At 32.4% G+C, this 15,804-nt stretch carries 17 protein-coding genes and 1 pseudogene; 11 read left to right on the top strand and 7 right to left on the bottom strand.

Going from position 1 to position 15,804, the window contains the following annotated elements; all coding sequences use genetic code 11:
* Positions 1-2: 2 nt before the first annotated feature.
* Both GM3708_RS13915 and GM3708_RS13910 read right to left on the bottom strand, forming a co-directional pair.
* Entirely contained in the window at positions 3-248 is a 246-nt protein-coding gene (locus GM3708_RS13915; protein ID WP_066348190.1) for an HNH endonuclease, read from the bottom strand.
* 8 nt (positions 249-256) lie between these two features.
* On the bottom strand, positions 257-589 hold the full coding sequence (locus GM3708_RS13910; protein ID WP_066348185.1) for a KGK domain-containing protein: 333 nt from the start codon (positions 587-589) through the stop codon (positions 257-259).
* Between the two features lie 291 nt (positions 590-880).
* Between GM3708_RS13910 and GM3708_RS13905 the strand changes: the two genes are divergently transcribed.
* The 6 genes from GM3708_RS13905 to GM3708_RS13880 all read left to right on the top strand — a co-directional run bounded on the left by GM3708_RS13905 (position 881) and on the right by GM3708_RS13880 (position 7,903).
* The gene (locus GM3708_RS13905) at positions 881-1,555 is read left to right on the top strand and encodes a peptidoglycan-binding protein (RefSeq protein ID WP_066348183.1); all 675 of its coding nucleotides are present in this window, start codon (positions 881-883) and stop codon (positions 1,553-1,555) included.
* A gap of 37 nt (positions 1,556-1,592) precedes the next feature.
* Positions 1,593-2,360: a hypothetical protein gene (locus tag GM3708_RS13900; RefSeq protein ID WP_066348180.1), complete on the top strand. Its 768-nt coding sequence runs from the start codon at positions 1,593-1,595 to the stop codon at positions 2,358-2,360.
* A 147-nt stretch (positions 2,361-2,507) separates the two neighbouring features.
* Positions 2,508-3,404, top strand: a complete 897-nt coding sequence (locus tag GM3708_RS13895) for a hypothetical protein (protein WP_066348177.1) — start codon at positions 2,508-2,510, stop codon at positions 3,402-3,404.
* An 85-nt stretch (positions 3,405-3,489) separates the two neighbouring features.
* Positions 3,490-5,574: a patatin-like phospholipase family protein gene (locus GM3708_RS13890; protein WP_066348175.1), complete on the top strand. Its 2,085-nt coding sequence runs from the start codon at positions 3,490-3,492 to the stop codon at positions 5,572-5,574.
* A gap of 39 nt (positions 5,575-5,613) precedes the next feature.
* Positions 5,614-6,474: an MOSC domain-containing protein gene (locus GM3708_RS13885; RefSeq protein WP_066348169.1), complete on the top strand. Its 861-nt coding sequence runs from the start codon at positions 5,614-5,616 to the stop codon at positions 6,472-6,474.
* Between the two features lie 430 nt (positions 6,475-6,904).
* Positions 6,905-7,903, top strand: coding sequence for an RNA polymerase sigma factor, RpoD/SigA family (locus tag GM3708_RS13880; protein WP_066348166.1), 999 nt, complete (start codon positions 6,905-6,907; stop codon positions 7,901-7,903).
* Positions 7,904-8,146: 243 nt separating this feature from the next.
* Here the strand turns inward: GM3708_RS13880 and GM3708_RS13875 are convergent, their stop codons facing one another.
* Complete coding sequence (locus GM3708_RS13875; protein ID WP_066348163.1) at positions 8,147-8,347, bottom strand: hypothetical protein; 201 nt, start codon at positions 8,345-8,347, stop codon at positions 8,147-8,149.
* Between the two features lie 91 nt (positions 8,348-8,438).
* Between GM3708_RS13875 and GM3708_RS13870 the strand changes: the two genes are divergently transcribed.
* From GM3708_RS13870 to GM3708_RS13860, 3 genes are all read left to right on the top strand, one after another.
* The gene (locus GM3708_RS13870; protein WP_066349485.1) at positions 8,439-9,008 is read left to right on the top strand and encodes a DUF3611 family protein; all 570 of its coding nucleotides are present in this window, start codon (positions 8,439-8,441) and stop codon (positions 9,006-9,008) included.
* 5 nt (positions 9,009-9,013) lie between these two features.
* The gene (tadA, locus tag GM3708_RS13865) at positions 9,014-9,484 is read left to right on the top strand and encodes a tRNA adenosine(34) deaminase TadA (protein WP_173645020.1); all 471 of its coding nucleotides are present in this window, start codon (positions 9,014-9,016) and stop codon (positions 9,482-9,484) included.
* A gap of 81 nt (positions 9,485-9,565) precedes the next feature.
* Positions 9,566-10,579, top strand: a complete 1,014-nt coding sequence (locus GM3708_RS13860; protein WP_066348160.1) for a diguanylate cyclase domain-containing protein — start codon at positions 9,566-9,568, stop codon at positions 10,577-10,579.
* Here the strand turns inward: GM3708_RS13860 and nusB are convergent.
* The 3 genes from nusB to GM3708_RS13845 all read right to left on the bottom strand — a co-directional run bounded on the left by nusB (position 10,576) and on the right by GM3708_RS13845 (position 12,681).
* Complete coding sequence (nusB, locus tag GM3708_RS13855) at positions 10,576-11,214, bottom strand: transcription antitermination factor NusB (RefSeq protein WP_066348156.1); 639 nt, start codon at positions 11,212-11,214, stop codon at positions 10,576-10,578. The genes GM3708_RS13860 and nusB overlap by 4 nt on opposite strands.
* Before the next feature lie 156 nt (positions 11,215-11,370).
* On the bottom strand, positions 11,371-12,396 hold the full coding sequence (locus GM3708_RS13850; RefSeq protein WP_066348153.1) for an ABC transporter permease: 1,026 nt from the start codon (positions 12,394-12,396) through the stop codon (positions 11,371-11,373).
* A 36-nt stretch (positions 12,397-12,432) separates the two neighbouring features.
* Complete coding sequence (locus tag GM3708_RS13845; RefSeq protein ID WP_396229634.1) at positions 12,433-12,681, bottom strand: hypothetical protein; 249 nt, start codon at positions 12,679-12,681, stop codon at positions 12,433-12,435.
* Between the two features lie 121 nt (positions 12,682-12,802).
* Between GM3708_RS13845 and GM3708_RS13840 the strand changes: the two are divergent.
* Together GM3708_RS13840 and GM3708_RS13835 are read left to right on the top strand one after the other, a co-directional pair.
* Positions 12,803-13,376, top strand: a pseudogene (locus GM3708_RS13840) (Uma2 family endonuclease).
* Between the two features lie 104 nt (positions 13,377-13,480).
* Complete coding sequence (locus tag GM3708_RS13835) at positions 13,481-15,196, top strand: ABC transporter ATP-binding protein/permease (protein WP_066348148.1); 1,716 nt, start codon at positions 13,481-13,483, stop codon at positions 15,194-15,196.
* Positions 15,197-15,300: 104 nt separating this feature from the next.
* Here the strand turns inward: GM3708_RS13835 and GM3708_RS13830 are convergent, their stop codons facing one another.
* Positions 15,301-15,735 carry a photosystem I reaction center subunit II PsaD gene (locus tag GM3708_RS13830; protein ID WP_066348146.1) on the bottom strand — a complete coding sequence of 145 codons (435 nt, stop codon included), beginning with the start codon at positions 15,733-15,735 and terminating at the stop codon, positions 15,301-15,303.
* Positions 15,736-15,804 lie beyond the last annotated feature (69 nt).

Here is a 15,804-nt window from a genome sequence, read left to right as displayed (position 1 = left end):
TCTTAATTACTAAAATGACGACGAAAACGACTATCAAGATTAGCTTTTTTTGCCTGATTACATTTAACACAAAGAGTTTGTAAATTACTCATATCATTACTTCCACCTTTTGCTAAAGGAATAATATGATCAATATTTAAAGTTGTTTCTTGAATAGTTTTTCTACAGCTCTGACATTGATAATTGTCTCGATTATAGATATATTTTCTTACTTCTAAGGGAATGGGAATACGAGGAGTTTTACTCATTTTTATTCTTAATTTTCTCTAAATTCATCTAAATTTAATTCTGGTTCATCGGGGCAAAATTCAACGGTAACTTTTAATTTTAATTTACCTTTTTGCCAATCTAAAGCACCAACTTTTAATACTTCTACTTCTACCCCGTCATGTAGCCATTTTTTTCGATTTATTTTTTCATTTTCAGTGTGTAAATCCTTGCGAGAAAGATCGATTAGTTTACACTTAATTCCTTCTATTAAATGACCTAATTTAAACATAGATTCATCAACATAAAATCTATGAACATCCTGATCAATAATATGAACAACATGGGCTTCATTTTTAAGATGTTTATAATTATCTGTCATTAACTAAACAATTCTCTGATAGCAATATTTCTGCATTATTACATATCATTGCCATGATAAGCCTAGATTCCTTATATATTTACGGTAAAAGAGATGGGGAAAAAGAGAAGCAGATCTTTATCTCTCAAATAAGTAAAAACACGTATAGTTTAATGAAAAACTATTAAGAAAAATAAATTATTTAAGTATTTTTACGTAGATGTTAGTTATAGTGGAGACGAAAAAATAGATTGAGTATTTGCAAAGAAAACTCAATAGATTGTTTTAATTTATTTAAGGAAAGTCAATACCATGGATTACCCCGAAACAATTATTAAACGTGGCAGTACAGGCGAAGCCGTTAAAGAAATTCAAGAACGGTTAGGAGTTCAACAAACTGGAGTTTTTGGACCTACCACTGAATCTTGTGTCTCAGCCTTTCAGAAGGCATTCGGGCTCGAAGTTGACGGAGAAGTCGGACCCATAACATGGGCTGCACTCTTTGCTACTCAACCTTCTCAAGATTTAGGGGTAGCATCTCTTATGGAGGCACAACGGCGAGTTGGTGTCAAAGAAAGACCATTAGGGAGCAACAAAGGTCCAGAAGTAGATGAGTACCTCAAACGTGCTGGAGTCCCTTCCCCGAACCCTTGGTGTATGGCTTTTGTTTACTACTGCGTAGATGAAGCAGCCAAGAAATTAGGCAAACCCAACCCCCTAACGAAAACTGCCTTCTGTCCCACCCTCTATAACTGGGCAAAAGAACATGGTCGTCTTGTGTCCAAACCGGAGATCGGAGATATCTTTCTGTGCATCGGCACTCCACAAGGTCACTATCATACAGGTTTTGTCAACGGTCCCGTCACCAATAACCATTTTTCTACGGTCGAAGGCAATTCAAATTATGACGGTAGTGCTAATGGAACAGAAGTTGCAATGCGTAAACCCGGTCGCCTAATTACTTCATGCCACTACGTCCGTTTATAGATAAACATTAGCTAATTTAATTTAGGAGATAAATACCGTGACTACTCTAAAAGAAATCTACGATGAGAAATTGATTATTTCCCTAGACGATCTCAAAAAAGATGTCGATCTTCTGCAACAGATACAAACTCGTTTGCACGATCTAAATCTCTATACTTACGGATCAAACGATCCAGACGGTTTCTGGGGTCCCAAAACGGAAGAAGGTATCGAGCAATTTTGTAAAGCGGTTCATCTGAACAACATCGAGACAGGATTATTTGGACCTTCTTTTGCAGAAGCTCTAATGGAAACGAAGGACATCGGCAATGTTGGTCGCTTTAGTATACCCCACTGGTGGAATGGAGGAAGTAAAGAGCAACTTGCTCAGGCAATTGCCAAGGAAGCACATAATCAAGGCATAACCGATCGCAACCAAATTTGCTACATTATGGCAACCATTCAACATGAAACGGCAGGTACTTACCGACCCATAGCAGAGTATGGCGGAAAGAATCGACGCTATGCTCCTTATTATGGGCGTGGGTATGTTCAACTTACGTGGAAATATAACTATCAGAAATATAGCAACCTCCTCAATCAGGACTTTGTCAAACACCCAGACCAGGTCATGGAACCAGATATTTCTCTGTTCATCATTGTCCACGGCATGAAAAATGGAACTTTCACTGGCAAAAAGCTTAGCGACTATATTTCGGGAAGCCACGTTGATTTTCACCATGCCCGTAAAATAATTAATGGTCTTGATCGTGCTGGGCTAATCGAAGAATATGCGAAACAGTGGCAAAAAACGACTTTATTTTAGTAAGTCCTAATATTCACGAAAAAGGAAAATTATTGGAAATTTTACAGATGCGATCGCATTAAAGGTTATTGCTGAATTGTAACCTGCGTAATTCAAGAAACTTTTGCGGCGATCGCCAACGTTGATAAAAAAGTAGAGGTTAAAACCATGAATACAAACCCTTCCTCTGGAGATAAAGACATTTTTGAGATTAACAAAAATCGATCAGAAACTGTTTTGAATGAGTTTCGTATTGCTGAGGTAGTAATACTTTCTATTATTGCACTTTTAAATGTTTTAATCAATATTAATCTTAATAAGGTTAATCAAAAACTAGAGGATGCTAAATTTTTTGAAACTACTATCGATCACTTAGCCGCCGATGCAGAAAACCGAGAAATTGCCCTAAGTATTCTGTATTCTTTATATATTCTTGAGGAAAAACCGCCTAAACATCGAGATATGTTAATAGATATATCGGAGACAATTCTCGAAACTAATATTTCTCAAGTTTCTCAAGAAAAAAATATCCCAATTTCAAAAAAAGCTCTAAAAATTATTGAAGCACTCGATCCCGAAAAACTAGAAGAAATGAAATCAAAAATAGCACAAACACCAGAAAGTAAAACTGATCCTAATCTAGATACAAGTGAAAAATCAATAGATAAATCTACTATGGAAAAAAACAATGCTTTTGTGAGTGCTTTGTTAAAAACAACAGAACAAGCTAAAGATGAAAAAAAAGGTTTAGTTTTTATTCAATATAACAATCAAAGTAAGAGAGAAGATATTGATAAGTTCAGAGAAACATTATCACAGGAATGGAATGCTCCAGGGATAGAATTTATAGCAGAATATAATTCTCCTTCTGGCAAATATGGAGATGTTCGGTTTTTCCATACGGACGAAGAAGAGTTAGCTAATCAGCTACAAGCAACTCTTAACCAAAAATATTGTCCTGAAAAACCAGAAGGATGTTTTGTCATCCGTGATCTATCAGAAAATTATCCTAATCTCCCTAAAAAACAATTTGAAATTTGGATTGATGCCAACAAAATACCGTAAGGGCTAACAGGATAAATAGCCAAATTTATTAACAATTTTCACGAAATACTTACCGTAATTTTTCTAAAAATGGAGTTTTTACACTATGAATATTCAACATCGCACAATTGGCTTAACATTTTCTGGTGGCGGATTTCGAGCAGCAGGATTCTCTTTAGGAACAATGGTTTTATTGAAACGGATTGGTTTAATGGAAAAAGTTCAAGCCATTTCATCTGCCTCTGGTGGTTCAATTACAGCCGCTTTTTTTCTGGTAGCTAAAGCCCATTTCTATTCTGAACATAAAAATGATTCATTTGAGATGTCAAACTTTATGGATAAATTCTATCATCCCTTGAAAAAATTTTTAGAAAGCGACATAGTTGCAAATGCTATTTTATCTAACTTGGGTGAAGAGGAAAAAATGATCAAAAAAGCGGCGAATTGTTATCAAGAGCAATTGCAAGAAATACTTGAAAATTCAGAAAATACAATGATGACAGAGCAAATTTGGGAGTTACTAACAACAACTGATACATCTCCCGATTGCTTAAGTATTAATGCCACAAATATGACAGATGCGTCTTTATTCAGATTCGCAATGTTGCGGACGCAGACAACAAAAAAAGGAATGGTTATTGGCAATACATTTATTGATGTATCTGATCCTAATTCCGCTAATTCAGAAATGATAGAATGTTGTCAAAACTTGAAATTAGGAGACATGATTGCGGCTTCTTCTTGCTTTCCTATTGGTTTTGAACCGATAATTTTTCCCGATAATTTTTATAGTGAAGGTTGCTTAAAAGAAGTACTCAAAAATCAGAAAAGTGTTGCTTTAATGGATGCAGGTCTTTATGATAACTTAGCCTTAACTTCTATTGAATCTTTAAGACCAAATTTTGAGAATCCTAATCAAGAACAAAAAATAACTCTTCGTTATCCTATAAAACTAGTAATTGCTACAGATGCAGATAATCTTGAACCGTCAAGTGCTTTATTAGATCCCGATCAACTAAACAAAGAAAATGATCCTAATACTTTGTTTGAACAACTTCCTCATGTTGTAAATTTACTTGTCACATTACTTGATTCTATCTTTCAAAAGTTCAATCTTTATTCTAAATTGGTGAATTGGTTGGTATCTAAAGTAGGCATAAAAGAAGTTAACGCTTCAACATCTCAATCTTGGCGATCGCTTGATAAAAATAAATTAGCAAAGTTAATTCCTAATCGAATAAAAGAACTATCTCCTACATTTGGAGCATTTTTAAAAAGAAATCGCAACTTAACTTATCAGTTTTTACAGTATAAATATGAACAAGAAAACAAAAATTATGACCAAGAAAATAAGAAAATAAACCTCCTCCGTAATTTGATCTTTGATCTTTATAACAGAAATGATCCCGATACGGCATTAAGCGAACTTGTCCCGAAATTAACAGAACTTTCTCAAGAAAGTTTGGCGGATAATTCAGAATCAGATTCAGAAGCAATCTTACGAGAAATGCGTAAAATCAATACTTTAGTTTTGGCATTGATGAGTAGTCAGAATTCTGCTTCAGATTATCAGATAGAAACCTTTAAGAATGAAGATAATAACCTCAAAAGTATCATCTGCCTTACCAAACTTGCAACTGCTTTGCCGACAACTCTTTGGCTAAAATGGTACACCCATTGCAATGTAGAAAGTAAAGAAAAAAGTGGTCCATCTAAATCTTTAATTGATGATATTTTAAAAGATGAATCAACTTGTATCTGGAAAACAGATAGCACAACAGAATCATTTATCACCTTTGCCACTGAATCAGGAGACTCCAAAAAAACAACTGCCGCAGAAGTCGTTATTGCCTGTGGGTTTGTGGCGGCTTGTTATAATCTTTTAGAATATTCAGCGAATAAAATTGGTGTTCTTTATAGTAACTCAGATAATTCTAATAACTCAGGGGAAACAATGCTAAAATTACGTGAATTATACCAATATAGGAATGATCTTAAAACACTGAATGATTTTGGTCATAAATTTCGCAATGAATTAGAACAATTAGGATTCAAAGAATTTGAAAATGCAGCATTAATATGGTTCAAAATCATCTCCATATCTTTTCCTCAATCAAGTTCATCAGATGAAGAAATTTTACATCACTTTATCAAACAGATTATGGTCATAGCTACTACAGATATAACATAATCAATTAGAAAAAACATTGAAGTTATTTATCCTACTATGATGAAAGTTAGCGGTATTTTTCTTTATCCCATCAAATCTTGTCAAGGCATTAGTCTAAAAAAAGCATTAATTACTCCTAAAGGTTTACGATATTTTTCTGATTCTAATATTTATGATCGTCAATTTATGTTAGTCGATGACCAAGGTAAATTTTTGACTCAAAGACAATATCCAGAATTAGCAACTATTAAAGTGAAAATTAACAATAATTCACTTGATTTAAGTAGTGAATATGATAATATATCACCGTTTCAATTAATTCCTTCTAATACTAAAAAAAATATTAAAGTTAAGGTTTGGAGTGATCATACTATGGCCATTGATCAGGGAGATGAAGTGGCAAACTGGTTTAAAAATGCCTTAAAAATAGACATATCTTGTCGTTTAGTTCAACAATCAGATGAGTATATTCGAGTCATTAATTCTCGGTATTCCACCCGTGAAAATCAACCTGTGAGTTTCGCTGATGGGTTTCCTTTTTTATTAACTAATACCGCCTCTTTAGAAGCATTAAATCAACGTTTAAAAAATAAATATTCCTCAGAACAATTTCAGGTGAGTATGGATCGTTTTCGTCCTAATATTGTAGTGGAAAGTGAATTTTCTTTTATGGAAGATACATGGCAAAAAATTGCGATTGGGGAAGTTAATTTTTCAGTGGTTAAATCCTGTAGTCGTTGTATAATTACTACCACCGATCAAAAAACTGGTAAAACAAATCCTGAAAAAGAACCTTTATTAACATTAAGTAATTTTCGTAATACAACTGAAGGAATTATGTTTGGACAAAATCTTATTGCTATAAATGATGGAATTATCGAAATTGGTGATCAATTAAAAACTGATGAGGCTCTAATGTAAAGATTTCTTAAATAATCCTGATATTTTTCTTAAGAAATTATCTTTATCAACGTATTTCTGGGTATGCTAATATCAGAAGGATCTGTCTATAATCAAAGAATTTTATTCTCAGATTTAGTACAAGGTTCGGTGATCACTCACTAACCAACCTATCAATTATATTTTAAATCCGTCATTATATAAATAAGTTGTAACGAAAATTTACATAAATCTTGGTTTACTATTGACTCAAGTTAATACATTACCATAAATAAAAAAATCTCAAAAATGAACTTTTATTAACAATTTAACGTCTAAAGAAAAAGTAAAATACAAGTAGCACTAAGTAAAAGTTATTACGACTTCGATGAAATGAATATCAAGGTTGCTTGTAGAAACAATCTTGTTCTGAAAATAATATCGAGCTTGAAGTTAGGAGAATATAAGCCCTATGTCCACTGCCAAAGTTACCGCTAAAATAAACGACATTGATAAACGCAAAGTCAATACAGTAGATATGGTGCGTACCTATCTGCAAGAAATCGGTAAAGTCCCTCTGTTAAGTCATGAGCAGGAAATTATTTTTGGAAAGCAAGTACAGCACATGATGGCTTTGTACAATGTACAGGAAAATTTAACTGAAAAATTAGGTCGTCAACCGAGTATCGAAGAATGGTCTAATGCTGTCAATAAAACCCCTAATGAAATCAAAAAAATTATTCATCAAGGTAAACGCGCCAAACAAAAAATGATTGAGGCAAATTTACGTTTAGTGGTGGCGATCGCTAAAAAATATCAAAAAAGAAATATGGAATTTTTAGACCTAATCCAAGAAGGGAGTTTAGGTTTAGAAAGAGGTGTGGAAAAATTTGATCCTACTAAAGGCTTCAAGTTTTCTACTTATGCTTACTGGTGGATTCGTCAAGCTATTACCCGTGCCATCGCTCAACAAGCGAGAACTATTCGTTTACCAATTCATATTACAGAGAAACTCAATAAAATCAAAAAAACTCAGAGGGAATTATCTCAAAAATTAGGTAGAAGCCCATCCCCCAATGAAATCGCCATAGCTTTAGAATTAGAACCTGCTCAAATCAGGGAATATTTCAGTATAGCCCGTCAACCGATTTCTTTAGATGTTAAAGTGGGGGATAATCAGGATACCGAATTATCTGAATTGTTAGAAGATGATGGTATTTCTCCTGATGCTTATATCACTCAAGAATTGATGCGTCAAGATTTACATAAATTGTTAGGAGAATTAACACCTCAACAGCAACAAGTAGTAAAACTAAGATTCGGTTTAGAAGACGGTAAAGAACTATCTTTAGCCAAAATCGGTCAAAGAATGAGTATTAGTAGAGAAAGAGTACGTCAATTAGAACAACAAGCATTGGCACATCTACGAAAAAAACGTAGTAGTGTAAAAGAATATATTGTCGCTAATTAAATCAGGAGGTTGGGTTTGCCCAATCTCTTGAAAATAAATCGGAAAAATTGGGGTTAATAAGCCCCTTTTTTTATGGCAAACACGACAAATTGATTAGTACATTAACTATATCTCAGTTCGACACAAGAAAAGTTGTGAAAACGAGACAGGCAGAAAAATTCCTCATATTTGTACATTTTTGGGATAATTTTATATCGAACTCAGGTTAGCTATCAGTGGTTAGCTTTGGCGGTATAGTAAATTTTAAAAATCATCAGGAATAACCCATTTAGGAGGTTCTGTTAATTTCTTTAATCGAGAGGCTTCCGCCATTTCAATCATCTTATCTAAAGAAGTATTTTCAATAAATTGGGATGTTTCTTGAACAAATTCTCGATGGGGACATCCTTCACCTAAAATACAACCATTAACACACTCTATTTGGCAATTTACAGTTCTAGTCATCAAAATTCCTCACGGTATAACCAAAGATTTGCGGTTATTATATCAATTAGCGATAAAAAATTTTTTTGATCAATTATTAATTATTTTTATTATGACTAGAGATTCCGAACTGGCTCAATCTTTACCTCCTGCGGTACAAAAAGTATCGAAAAATTTGCAACGGTGGGGATTTTGGAGTTTTTGGCTACAGTTGATTTTAGGGATTATTTCTACGGTTACTCTTTTGTTTGCCACTCCCGCTTTATTTAAAACAGAACAAGATGTACAAAATGTTCAATTCGGGATTTTTTCGGCTTTTATTAGTATTGTTCTTTTAGTTGTAGCTATTTATACATCTTTTCGTTACAACAAAATTGGCAAAAAAATCGAAAATAAAGATCCAGCAATGCGCCCGAAAAAGTCTGAAACCATCGGATTAATTAAATTTGGATTGATTTTTAATTTGGTTGGAATGCTTTTTGCGATTATCGGTGCAGAAACTTTAGTTGGTTTATCCTTGGCGAAATTATTAACATTATCACCTCAGTTAATTGGTTCTAATCCTCAATTATTTGTTAATTCTCTGGATTTATTAATCATTCAAGCCAATACGAACACCATCGGAGCTCATTTTGCTGGGATAGTAACTTCTTTGATTTTAATTAATCGCATTAGTAATTAATTAGAATGATAGAATTACAACATCATCAATATTGGATGAATCAAGCGTTAGTATTAGCCGAAAAAGCTGGAAATGAAGGGGAAATTCCAGTTGGTGCAGTTATTATAGATCAAAATTATAAATTAATTGCATCAGCTTACAATCAGAAAGAAAAATTCCAAGATTGTACTGCCCATGCAGAAATTATCGCCATTCGTCATGCTTGTAAAAAATTGGATAGTTGGCGTTTAAATAATTGTACATTATATGTAACTCTTGAACCTTGTTTTATGTGTGCTGGAGCAATTATTCATTCTCGTCTCAAAACTTTAGTTTATGCAGTAGATGACTTTAAAACTGGTTGTATTCGTACTGTAATGAATCTTCCCGATAGTTTTGTTTCTAATCATAATTTACAAGTATTTGCTGGTATTCAAGAAAAAGCTAGTCGAGAATTATTACAATCTTGGTTTAACAATCGTCGTTTATATCGTTAAAGATGATTAATCTTTGTAAAATAGAGAAGAATCAAGTCTAAATTTATAAATAAAAGTAGTATTTAGTATCTAGTATTTATCATGAATAAAAAAATTATTATTTTAGACGATTTAGTAGAACAAAGTCAGTTTTTTTTAAGATTACTTCATGAAGCTAATTATAAGGTATTTATTACAGAAGAAGAATCAGAACTTTTAGACTCAATTTCTAATCAAAAGCCTGATATTATTTTGTTAAGTGCCACCTTAAAAGATAAAGATTGTTATTTAATTTGTAAAAAAATTAAGTTGTTAGAAATCAGCGAAAATATACCAGTTATTTTTATTAATAGAGATCAACGTTATTTTGATGCTGAAACCATGTTTAATTCAGGTGGTTCTGATTATATAAATTATCCTTTTAGTTCTGGAGAAATTTTACATCGAATTTCAACTCAGATAAAACTAAAAAGTTTACAAGAAGCACTCACAGAAAAAACCAATCAATTACACAAATTAATTCCTCATTACCAAAAATTAAAATTAGCCTTAGAAAAATCTAAATTAGAATTAGCAAATATTACTCAAAAAGATCAGTCTAGTTTTTTACCACAAAAAGAAGAATTTGCAAAAATTTTAGAACAAGAATGGTTAAGGGGCGCACGTCAAAGATCTTCTTTCGGGGATTTAGCTGGAACAAATATTTCTTTGATTATGGCTAAAATTAATGATTTTACTGTTTATCAAAATAATCATGAAAAAGATTTAATTGATAATTGTCTCAATATTCTCGGTAAAACCTTACAATCAGTGGTAAAAAGACCGGGGGATGTAGTTGGTACTTTTAGTCAAGGTTTATTTGTAATTTTATTACCGAATACTGATCAAGATGGTGCTGAAAAAGTTGCACAAATGGTTAATTCTAAATTAGAAAGTTTACAAATTCCTCATCATTACTCTAATTTTAGTGAGTATATCAGTTGTAGCTTTGGCATCGCTACGGGTATCCCTAGTCAGGCTTTACCCCCCACTGTTTTAATTGAAGTAGCCGAAAATGCTCTTAATACTGCTTTATCTCATCAGCAAACTAATATTATTGTTATTGACAATTTTTAACTTTTGATCATTTTGGTTAATTTATCACTGACTTTTCTTAAAACGCCATTGATAAAACGATAACCGTCATCGTCAGAATAACTTTTGGCAATTTCAATAGCTTCATTGATAGCTACTTTATGATCAACGTTTAAAAAAGCCATTTCAGCCACAGCTAAACGTAGAATATTAGCGTCTATTTGGGTTAAACGATTCAGAGTCCAATCTACCATTACTTCATTTAAAATAGCTTCTATTTCTACACGACGACGATCAACCGTACCAATTAATTCTAAAGCATATTCCCTAACTTCATGTTGACGAGATAATTGTACAAATTCAGGAATCTCAATAATACTACCAAGACGATTAATGGCTTTTTGAGTTAAAGCAATAGACTCTTTGAGCATACTTCTAGCACTACCTAAATTAGTAGCACGAGTTTCACTTTTAAATAATTGATCATTACTGCGATTTAATTCATCGGATGCTGTTTCAATAGTGCTTTCAATCTCAACAGATAATGTACGAATGGCACTAAGAATTAGATCATTAATTTCTATATCATCAATCTGTTCTGATTTTGCTCTAATTTGACTTAAACTAAGTAAGGACAATATTCTAGCTGTTCTTCTTGGTTGTTGGCGAATGGACATTTTATTCGATTCTTAAATATTCGGTAGCAATAGACAATGAACAATTAATCAATAATTAATAGCCAATCCCTCAATATACACTAATTTAGGAAATTATAAAACACTTTTTAAGACTATCTTTTAGTCTTTGATGTCGATTCAAATAAGATTGCTATATCAATATCTGATTCTGGGATCAATCAAAGCATTAATAATATCAATTAAAATACTAGCAAACACGACAATTATACCGAAAAATACCATAATTCCTTGTACGGTAGGATAATCTCTTAAAGAAATAGCCTCATATAATCTATTACCTAAACCAGGCCACGAAAAAGTAACTTCTGTTAACACTGCTCCACCTAATAGAGCCGCAAAAGTTAATCCCATGACGGTTATAACAGGAATTAAGGCATTCTTAAGGGCGTGAGATATTAAAATCGTATTTTCTTGAATTCCCCTAGCCCTAGCCGCTTCTACATACTCAGATTTTAATGTTTGCTTTAAGTTTACTCTTACAATACGCTCAAAAATACCACTTAACAAAAGCCCTAATGTAATACATGGCAATACTAAATAATAAATAGAGGTGAAAAATTGAGCAAAATTAAATGAGAATAAACTATCTAAAGTGTATAATCCTGTGATGGTTTTGGGAGTAGGCATTCCTACGGGAAACCTAGTGCCAAGGGGAAACCAACGTAATTGTACTGCAAAAATTAGTTGCATAATCATTCCTACCCAAAATAATGGTAAAGAATAGGTTATGATTCCAAATAGTCTGCCTCCTATGTCAAACAGAGTATTGGGACGAGATGCTGAAATAATACCAATACTTACACCTATAGTTATCGCCACGATAATGGCAAATAAGGATAATTCGACGGTAGCGGGAAAATATTCTTGAATTACGTCCCAAACATTTTGTCCTCGGCTACTTAAAGATGTGCCAAGATTAAAATTAAGAACTTGTATTAAATAGCGAAAATATTGTAACCATAAAGGTGCATTTAAACCTAATTCCTCTCTCAAAGCATCTTTCGCAGATTGAGGTGCCCTAGTACCAAGTATAGCATCTGCCGGATCTCCCGGAGTTGCCCTTAATAATAAAAAAACGATAGTGATAATTGTCCATATCATTAAGGGTGCTAAGAGAATACGGGCGAAGATATAGTATTGTAAAGATTTAGAGCGAGACATAAGCACAAATCAAGGTTACAGAAGCTGAATTATAACCTATTTTTTGTCATTCAAACCTAAATTTTTGATACTTGCTTTTAACTCTCCCCAAAGATTTTTAATTTGTTCATAAGCATCTTGAGAGGAAATCTTACCATTTGTTTCTAAGTTACAAATATAACTAACTTTTTGAGCAAACTCTTGTAAATTAGCATTAAAGACTAAGTTTTCTGGAGTAAATTCTCCACGATAAGGAGTATGAGGAAAAATAAAATTTTCTTTATCTCGTTTATTTTGTTCTGTCACAATCACAATCCCTTTATATTTAATGAAATTGTCAAAAATCTAGCATAACATTTAATTCATTCCGATTTTACACAATATTTTCGACTATGATTGTTATATTACATTCAAAAGTAATTTAAAAATGTGCTTTTATGGTTCAAACATTAAAAAAACGGTATCTTTTGAAGACTATTTAGCTTTATCTATCAGTGATGATTATAAATGTGAATTTGTCAATGGAGAATTAATTATTATGCCCCCTGCTAGTGGTTTTCATGCTTTAATTACTATCTTTATTTATGATTTTTAAAAACTGAAATTGAAAGACTTCAACAATCATGGAAAATTATGCCTAGTAATGTCGGTATCAGAACTTCTAAACATAAAGTTCGAATTCCTGATTTAATAATTTTATCACAGAACAATGCGAAGAATTAAAATGTTTAAATTCAGCAATTATTGAATTTTCTCCTCTGTTAGTTATGGAGATTGTTAGTAAAGGAAATAGTGAAGATGATTACCGTTATAAACGCTCAGAATATGCAGCAATAGAAATCCCTGAATATTGGATTATTGATTGTTTTGAGCAAAAAATTTCTATTTTATTATTAGTAGCAGGTTTTTATGATGTTACTGAGTTTAAGGGTGAACAAATTATTAAATCTGCTTTATTTCCTGAATTAAATATCACAGTTAATCAAGTTTTAAATCAATAAAATATTTCTACGCTTTTTCTGAGATAATAAGATTCATCAACTTTTCTTTAAATAATTGTGGGCATTGCCTACCCTACTAAATTTGATTTTGAGACTCATTAAATATGCGTGGTTTTAATTTTAGTGTTTTTAGTCGCTTTTGGGCGATCGCCAAATTATATTGGTTAGGAAGTGAAAAAAAAGGTGCATTTATTCTTTTAGGAATATTAGGATTATTATTGATTGGTTATACTCAATTAAGCGTTTTATTAAATACAGCCCAAGGAGATTTAATCTCTACTTTATCAGCTAAAAATGAAACTAAATTTTGGCAAACCGTATTAAGATTTTTGTTGATTTTAGTAGTTTATGTACCTTTATTTGCTGGTTTTTCTTACACTCAAAGTAAGTTAGGTTTATATTGGCGAAGATGGTTAACAGAAAACTTTTTAAATAAGTATTTTACTAATAGATCTTTCTATCAATTAGCGGTAAAAAATATAGAAATTGATAACCCAGATCAACGAATTTCAGAAGACATTAGAAGTTTTACTCAAGATTCTTTACTATTTTTATTAGTAGTTGTGCAATCAGTTTTACAAGTAGTTGCTTTTAGTGCTGTTTTATGGTCAATTTCGCAAAAATTAGTTATCTTTTTATTAGTTTATGCCATCGTCGGAACGTTAATAACAACAGGAGTTTTTGGCAAAAAATTAGTTACATTAAACTTTGGGCAATTGCAAAAAGAAGCTAACTTTCGTTTCGGTTTAGTAAGGGTAAGAGAAAATTCTGAATCTATCGCTTTTTATCAAGGAGAAATTCAAGAAAAGAACAACTTAAATAACCTATTTACTGATTTATTTAATAACTTTAATTCATTAATTATTTGGCAAGAATTATATTTAGGATTATTCATTAATACTTTTGAATTTTTACCTTACGTTATTCCCGCCATTGTGGTTGCTCCTAGTGTTTTATCAGGAGAATTAGAAGTAGGAAAAGTTAGTGAAGCAACGGGTGCTTTTGCGAGGGTATTTTTCTCATTAAATATTATCGTTAGTCGTTTTCAATCCCTAACAACTTTTGCGGCAGGAATTAATCGTTTATCTACTTTTCATCAATTTTTATCTCCTGAAGAAAAAGGTGATTTATTAACAAAAGTCAATCCTGAAAATAGAACTATTGATACTATTGAAAATGGACAATTAGCTATCGAACATTTAACTCTACAAACTCCTAATTATCAAAACACATTAATAGAAAATGTGAGTTTAAATTTACCTCAAGGAAAAGGTTTATTAATTATGGGTACAAGTGGTTGCGGTAAGAGTTCATTATTGCGTGCGATCGCAGGATTGTGGAATTCAGGCACAGGAGCAATTTTTCGCCCAGAATTAAACCAAATGCTCTTTTTACCTCAACGCCCTTACATGATTATAGGCACATTAAGAGAACAATTAATTTATCCTAGTCTCGAAAAAGAGATTACAGAAACAGAGTTAGAAAATATCTTAAATTTAGTCAATTTACCGAATTTAGCTGATAAATTTGGTGGTTTTAAGGTAGAAAAAGACTGGGGTGAGGTGTTATCTTTAGGTGAACAACAAAGAGTTGCTTTTGCTCGTATTTTGATTAATCAACCACGGTACGCTATTCTTGATGAAGCAACAAGTGCCTTAGATGCTAAAAATGAAGAGAATTTATACAAACATCTTTTAGAGACAAACACGACTTTTATTAGCGTTGGGCATCGTGAAAGTTTAAGGACTTATCATCAATTATTATTACAAATATCTGATAATAAATCATGGCAAATATCAACCATTAATGATTCACCATGAATAATTAACAATAAACCTGATTGATTAAGCAGAGCGAATAACATTTTAATAGGGTGAATACCATTCACCCCTAAATTATTAACTGTCAATTATAAATTGTTTGCCTATACGTCGTAAGGTGCTTTGCCAGAAAATTTGAGAGTGACAGGCTCAGGATTTTTACCAATGCTTCTGTCTTTTTTCCCATGAAATTCACGACCTTCATTAACTTTCTCAGGAAATACACCATCAGCAGGATGAAGATATTGAGTTTCACCAGTAGGATAAATACGGTAAATTTTATAATCTTCAATTTTGGGCTTAAATTTGGTGCGCAGTTGAGTGCCTAAAGCCAAACATTGCTCTTTACGGGCAAAATAGAATAAATTTTCACCTTCATTCATAATGGCTGCGCCACCAGTAGGTAATTCAAAAACTTGCTCTTTTTTACTTGTCCAAGTAATAGCATATTTTTCCTCTCTGTCAGCAGCAGAAAGTAAACCGCCAGTGCTACCACCAAATTTAGGTAATTGTCCAGTGAGTTGAATTGTTTCGCTCATACAGATATTGCTTTTATGGTAATTATATTTACTATCTAGGCAATGCTACCACTGACATTAGCAAATTTG

The sequence above is a fragment of the Geminocystis sp. NIES-3708 genome (assembly GCF_001548095.1).
Taxonomy (GTDB): Bacteria; Cyanobacteriota; Cyanobacteriia; order Cyanobacteriales; family Cyanobacteriaceae; genus Geminocystis.
The sequence above is the reverse complement of the archived record's forward strand: the minus strand, read 5'-3'. Positions and strand labels throughout refer to the sequence as shown.

Bases quoted from the DNA above. Each gene is read 5' to 3' on its own strand.
- GM3708_RS13890 (WP_066348175.1), top strand. From the start codon at position 3,490: ATGAATATTCAACATCGCACAATTGGCTTAACATTTTCTGGTGGCGGA.
- tadA (WP_173645020.1), top strand. From the start codon at position 9,014: ATGATAGAATTACAACATCATCAATATTGGATGAATCAAGCGTTAGTA.
- GM3708_RS13905 (WP_066348183.1), top strand. From the start codon at position 881: ATGGATTACCCCGAAACAATTATTAAACGTGGCAGTACAGGCGAAGCC.
- GM3708_RS13870 (WP_066349485.1), top strand. From the start codon at position 8,439: ATGACTAGAGATTCCGAACTGGCTCAATCTTTACCTCCTGCGGTACAA.
- GM3708_RS13910 (WP_066348185.1), bottom strand. From the start codon at position 589: ATGACAGATAATTATAAACATCTTAAAAATGAAGCCCATGTTGTTCAT.
- GM3708_RS13895 (WP_066348177.1), top strand. From the start codon at position 2,508: ATGAATACAAACCCTTCCTCTGGAGATAAAGACATTTTTGAGATTAAC.
- GM3708_RS13875 (WP_066348163.1), bottom strand. From the start codon at position 8,347: ATGACTAGAACTGTAAATTGCCAAATAGAGTGTGTTAATGGTTGTATT.
- GM3708_RS13860 (WP_066348160.1), top strand. From the start codon at position 9,566: ATGAATAAAAAAATTATTATTTTAGACGATTTAGTAGAACAAAGTCAG.
- GM3708_RS13830 (WP_066348146.1), bottom strand. From the start codon at position 15,735: ATGAGCGAAACAATTCAACTCACTGGACAATTACCTAAATTTGGTGGT.
- nusB (WP_066348156.1), bottom strand. From the start codon at position 11,214: ATGTCCATTCGCCAACAACCAAGAAGAACAGCTAGAATATTGTCCTTA.
- GM3708_RS13850 (WP_066348153.1), bottom strand. From the start codon at position 12,396: ATGTCTCGCTCTAAATCTTTACAATACTATATCTTCGCCCGTATTCTC.
- GM3708_RS13885 (WP_066348169.1), top strand. From the start codon at position 5,614: ATGAAAGTTAGCGGTATTTTTCTTTATCCCATCAAATCTTGTCAAGGC.
- GM3708_RS13880 (WP_066348166.1), top strand. From the start codon at position 6,905: ATGTCCACTGCCAAAGTTACCGCTAAAATAAACGACATTGATAAACGC.
- GM3708_RS13915 (WP_066348190.1), bottom strand. From the start codon at position 248: ATGAGTAAAACTCCTCGTATTCCCATTCCCTTAGAAGTAAGAAAATAT.
- GM3708_RS13835 (WP_066348148.1), top strand. From the start codon at position 13,481: ATGCGTGGTTTTAATTTTAGTGTTTTTAGTCGCTTTTGGGCGATCGCC.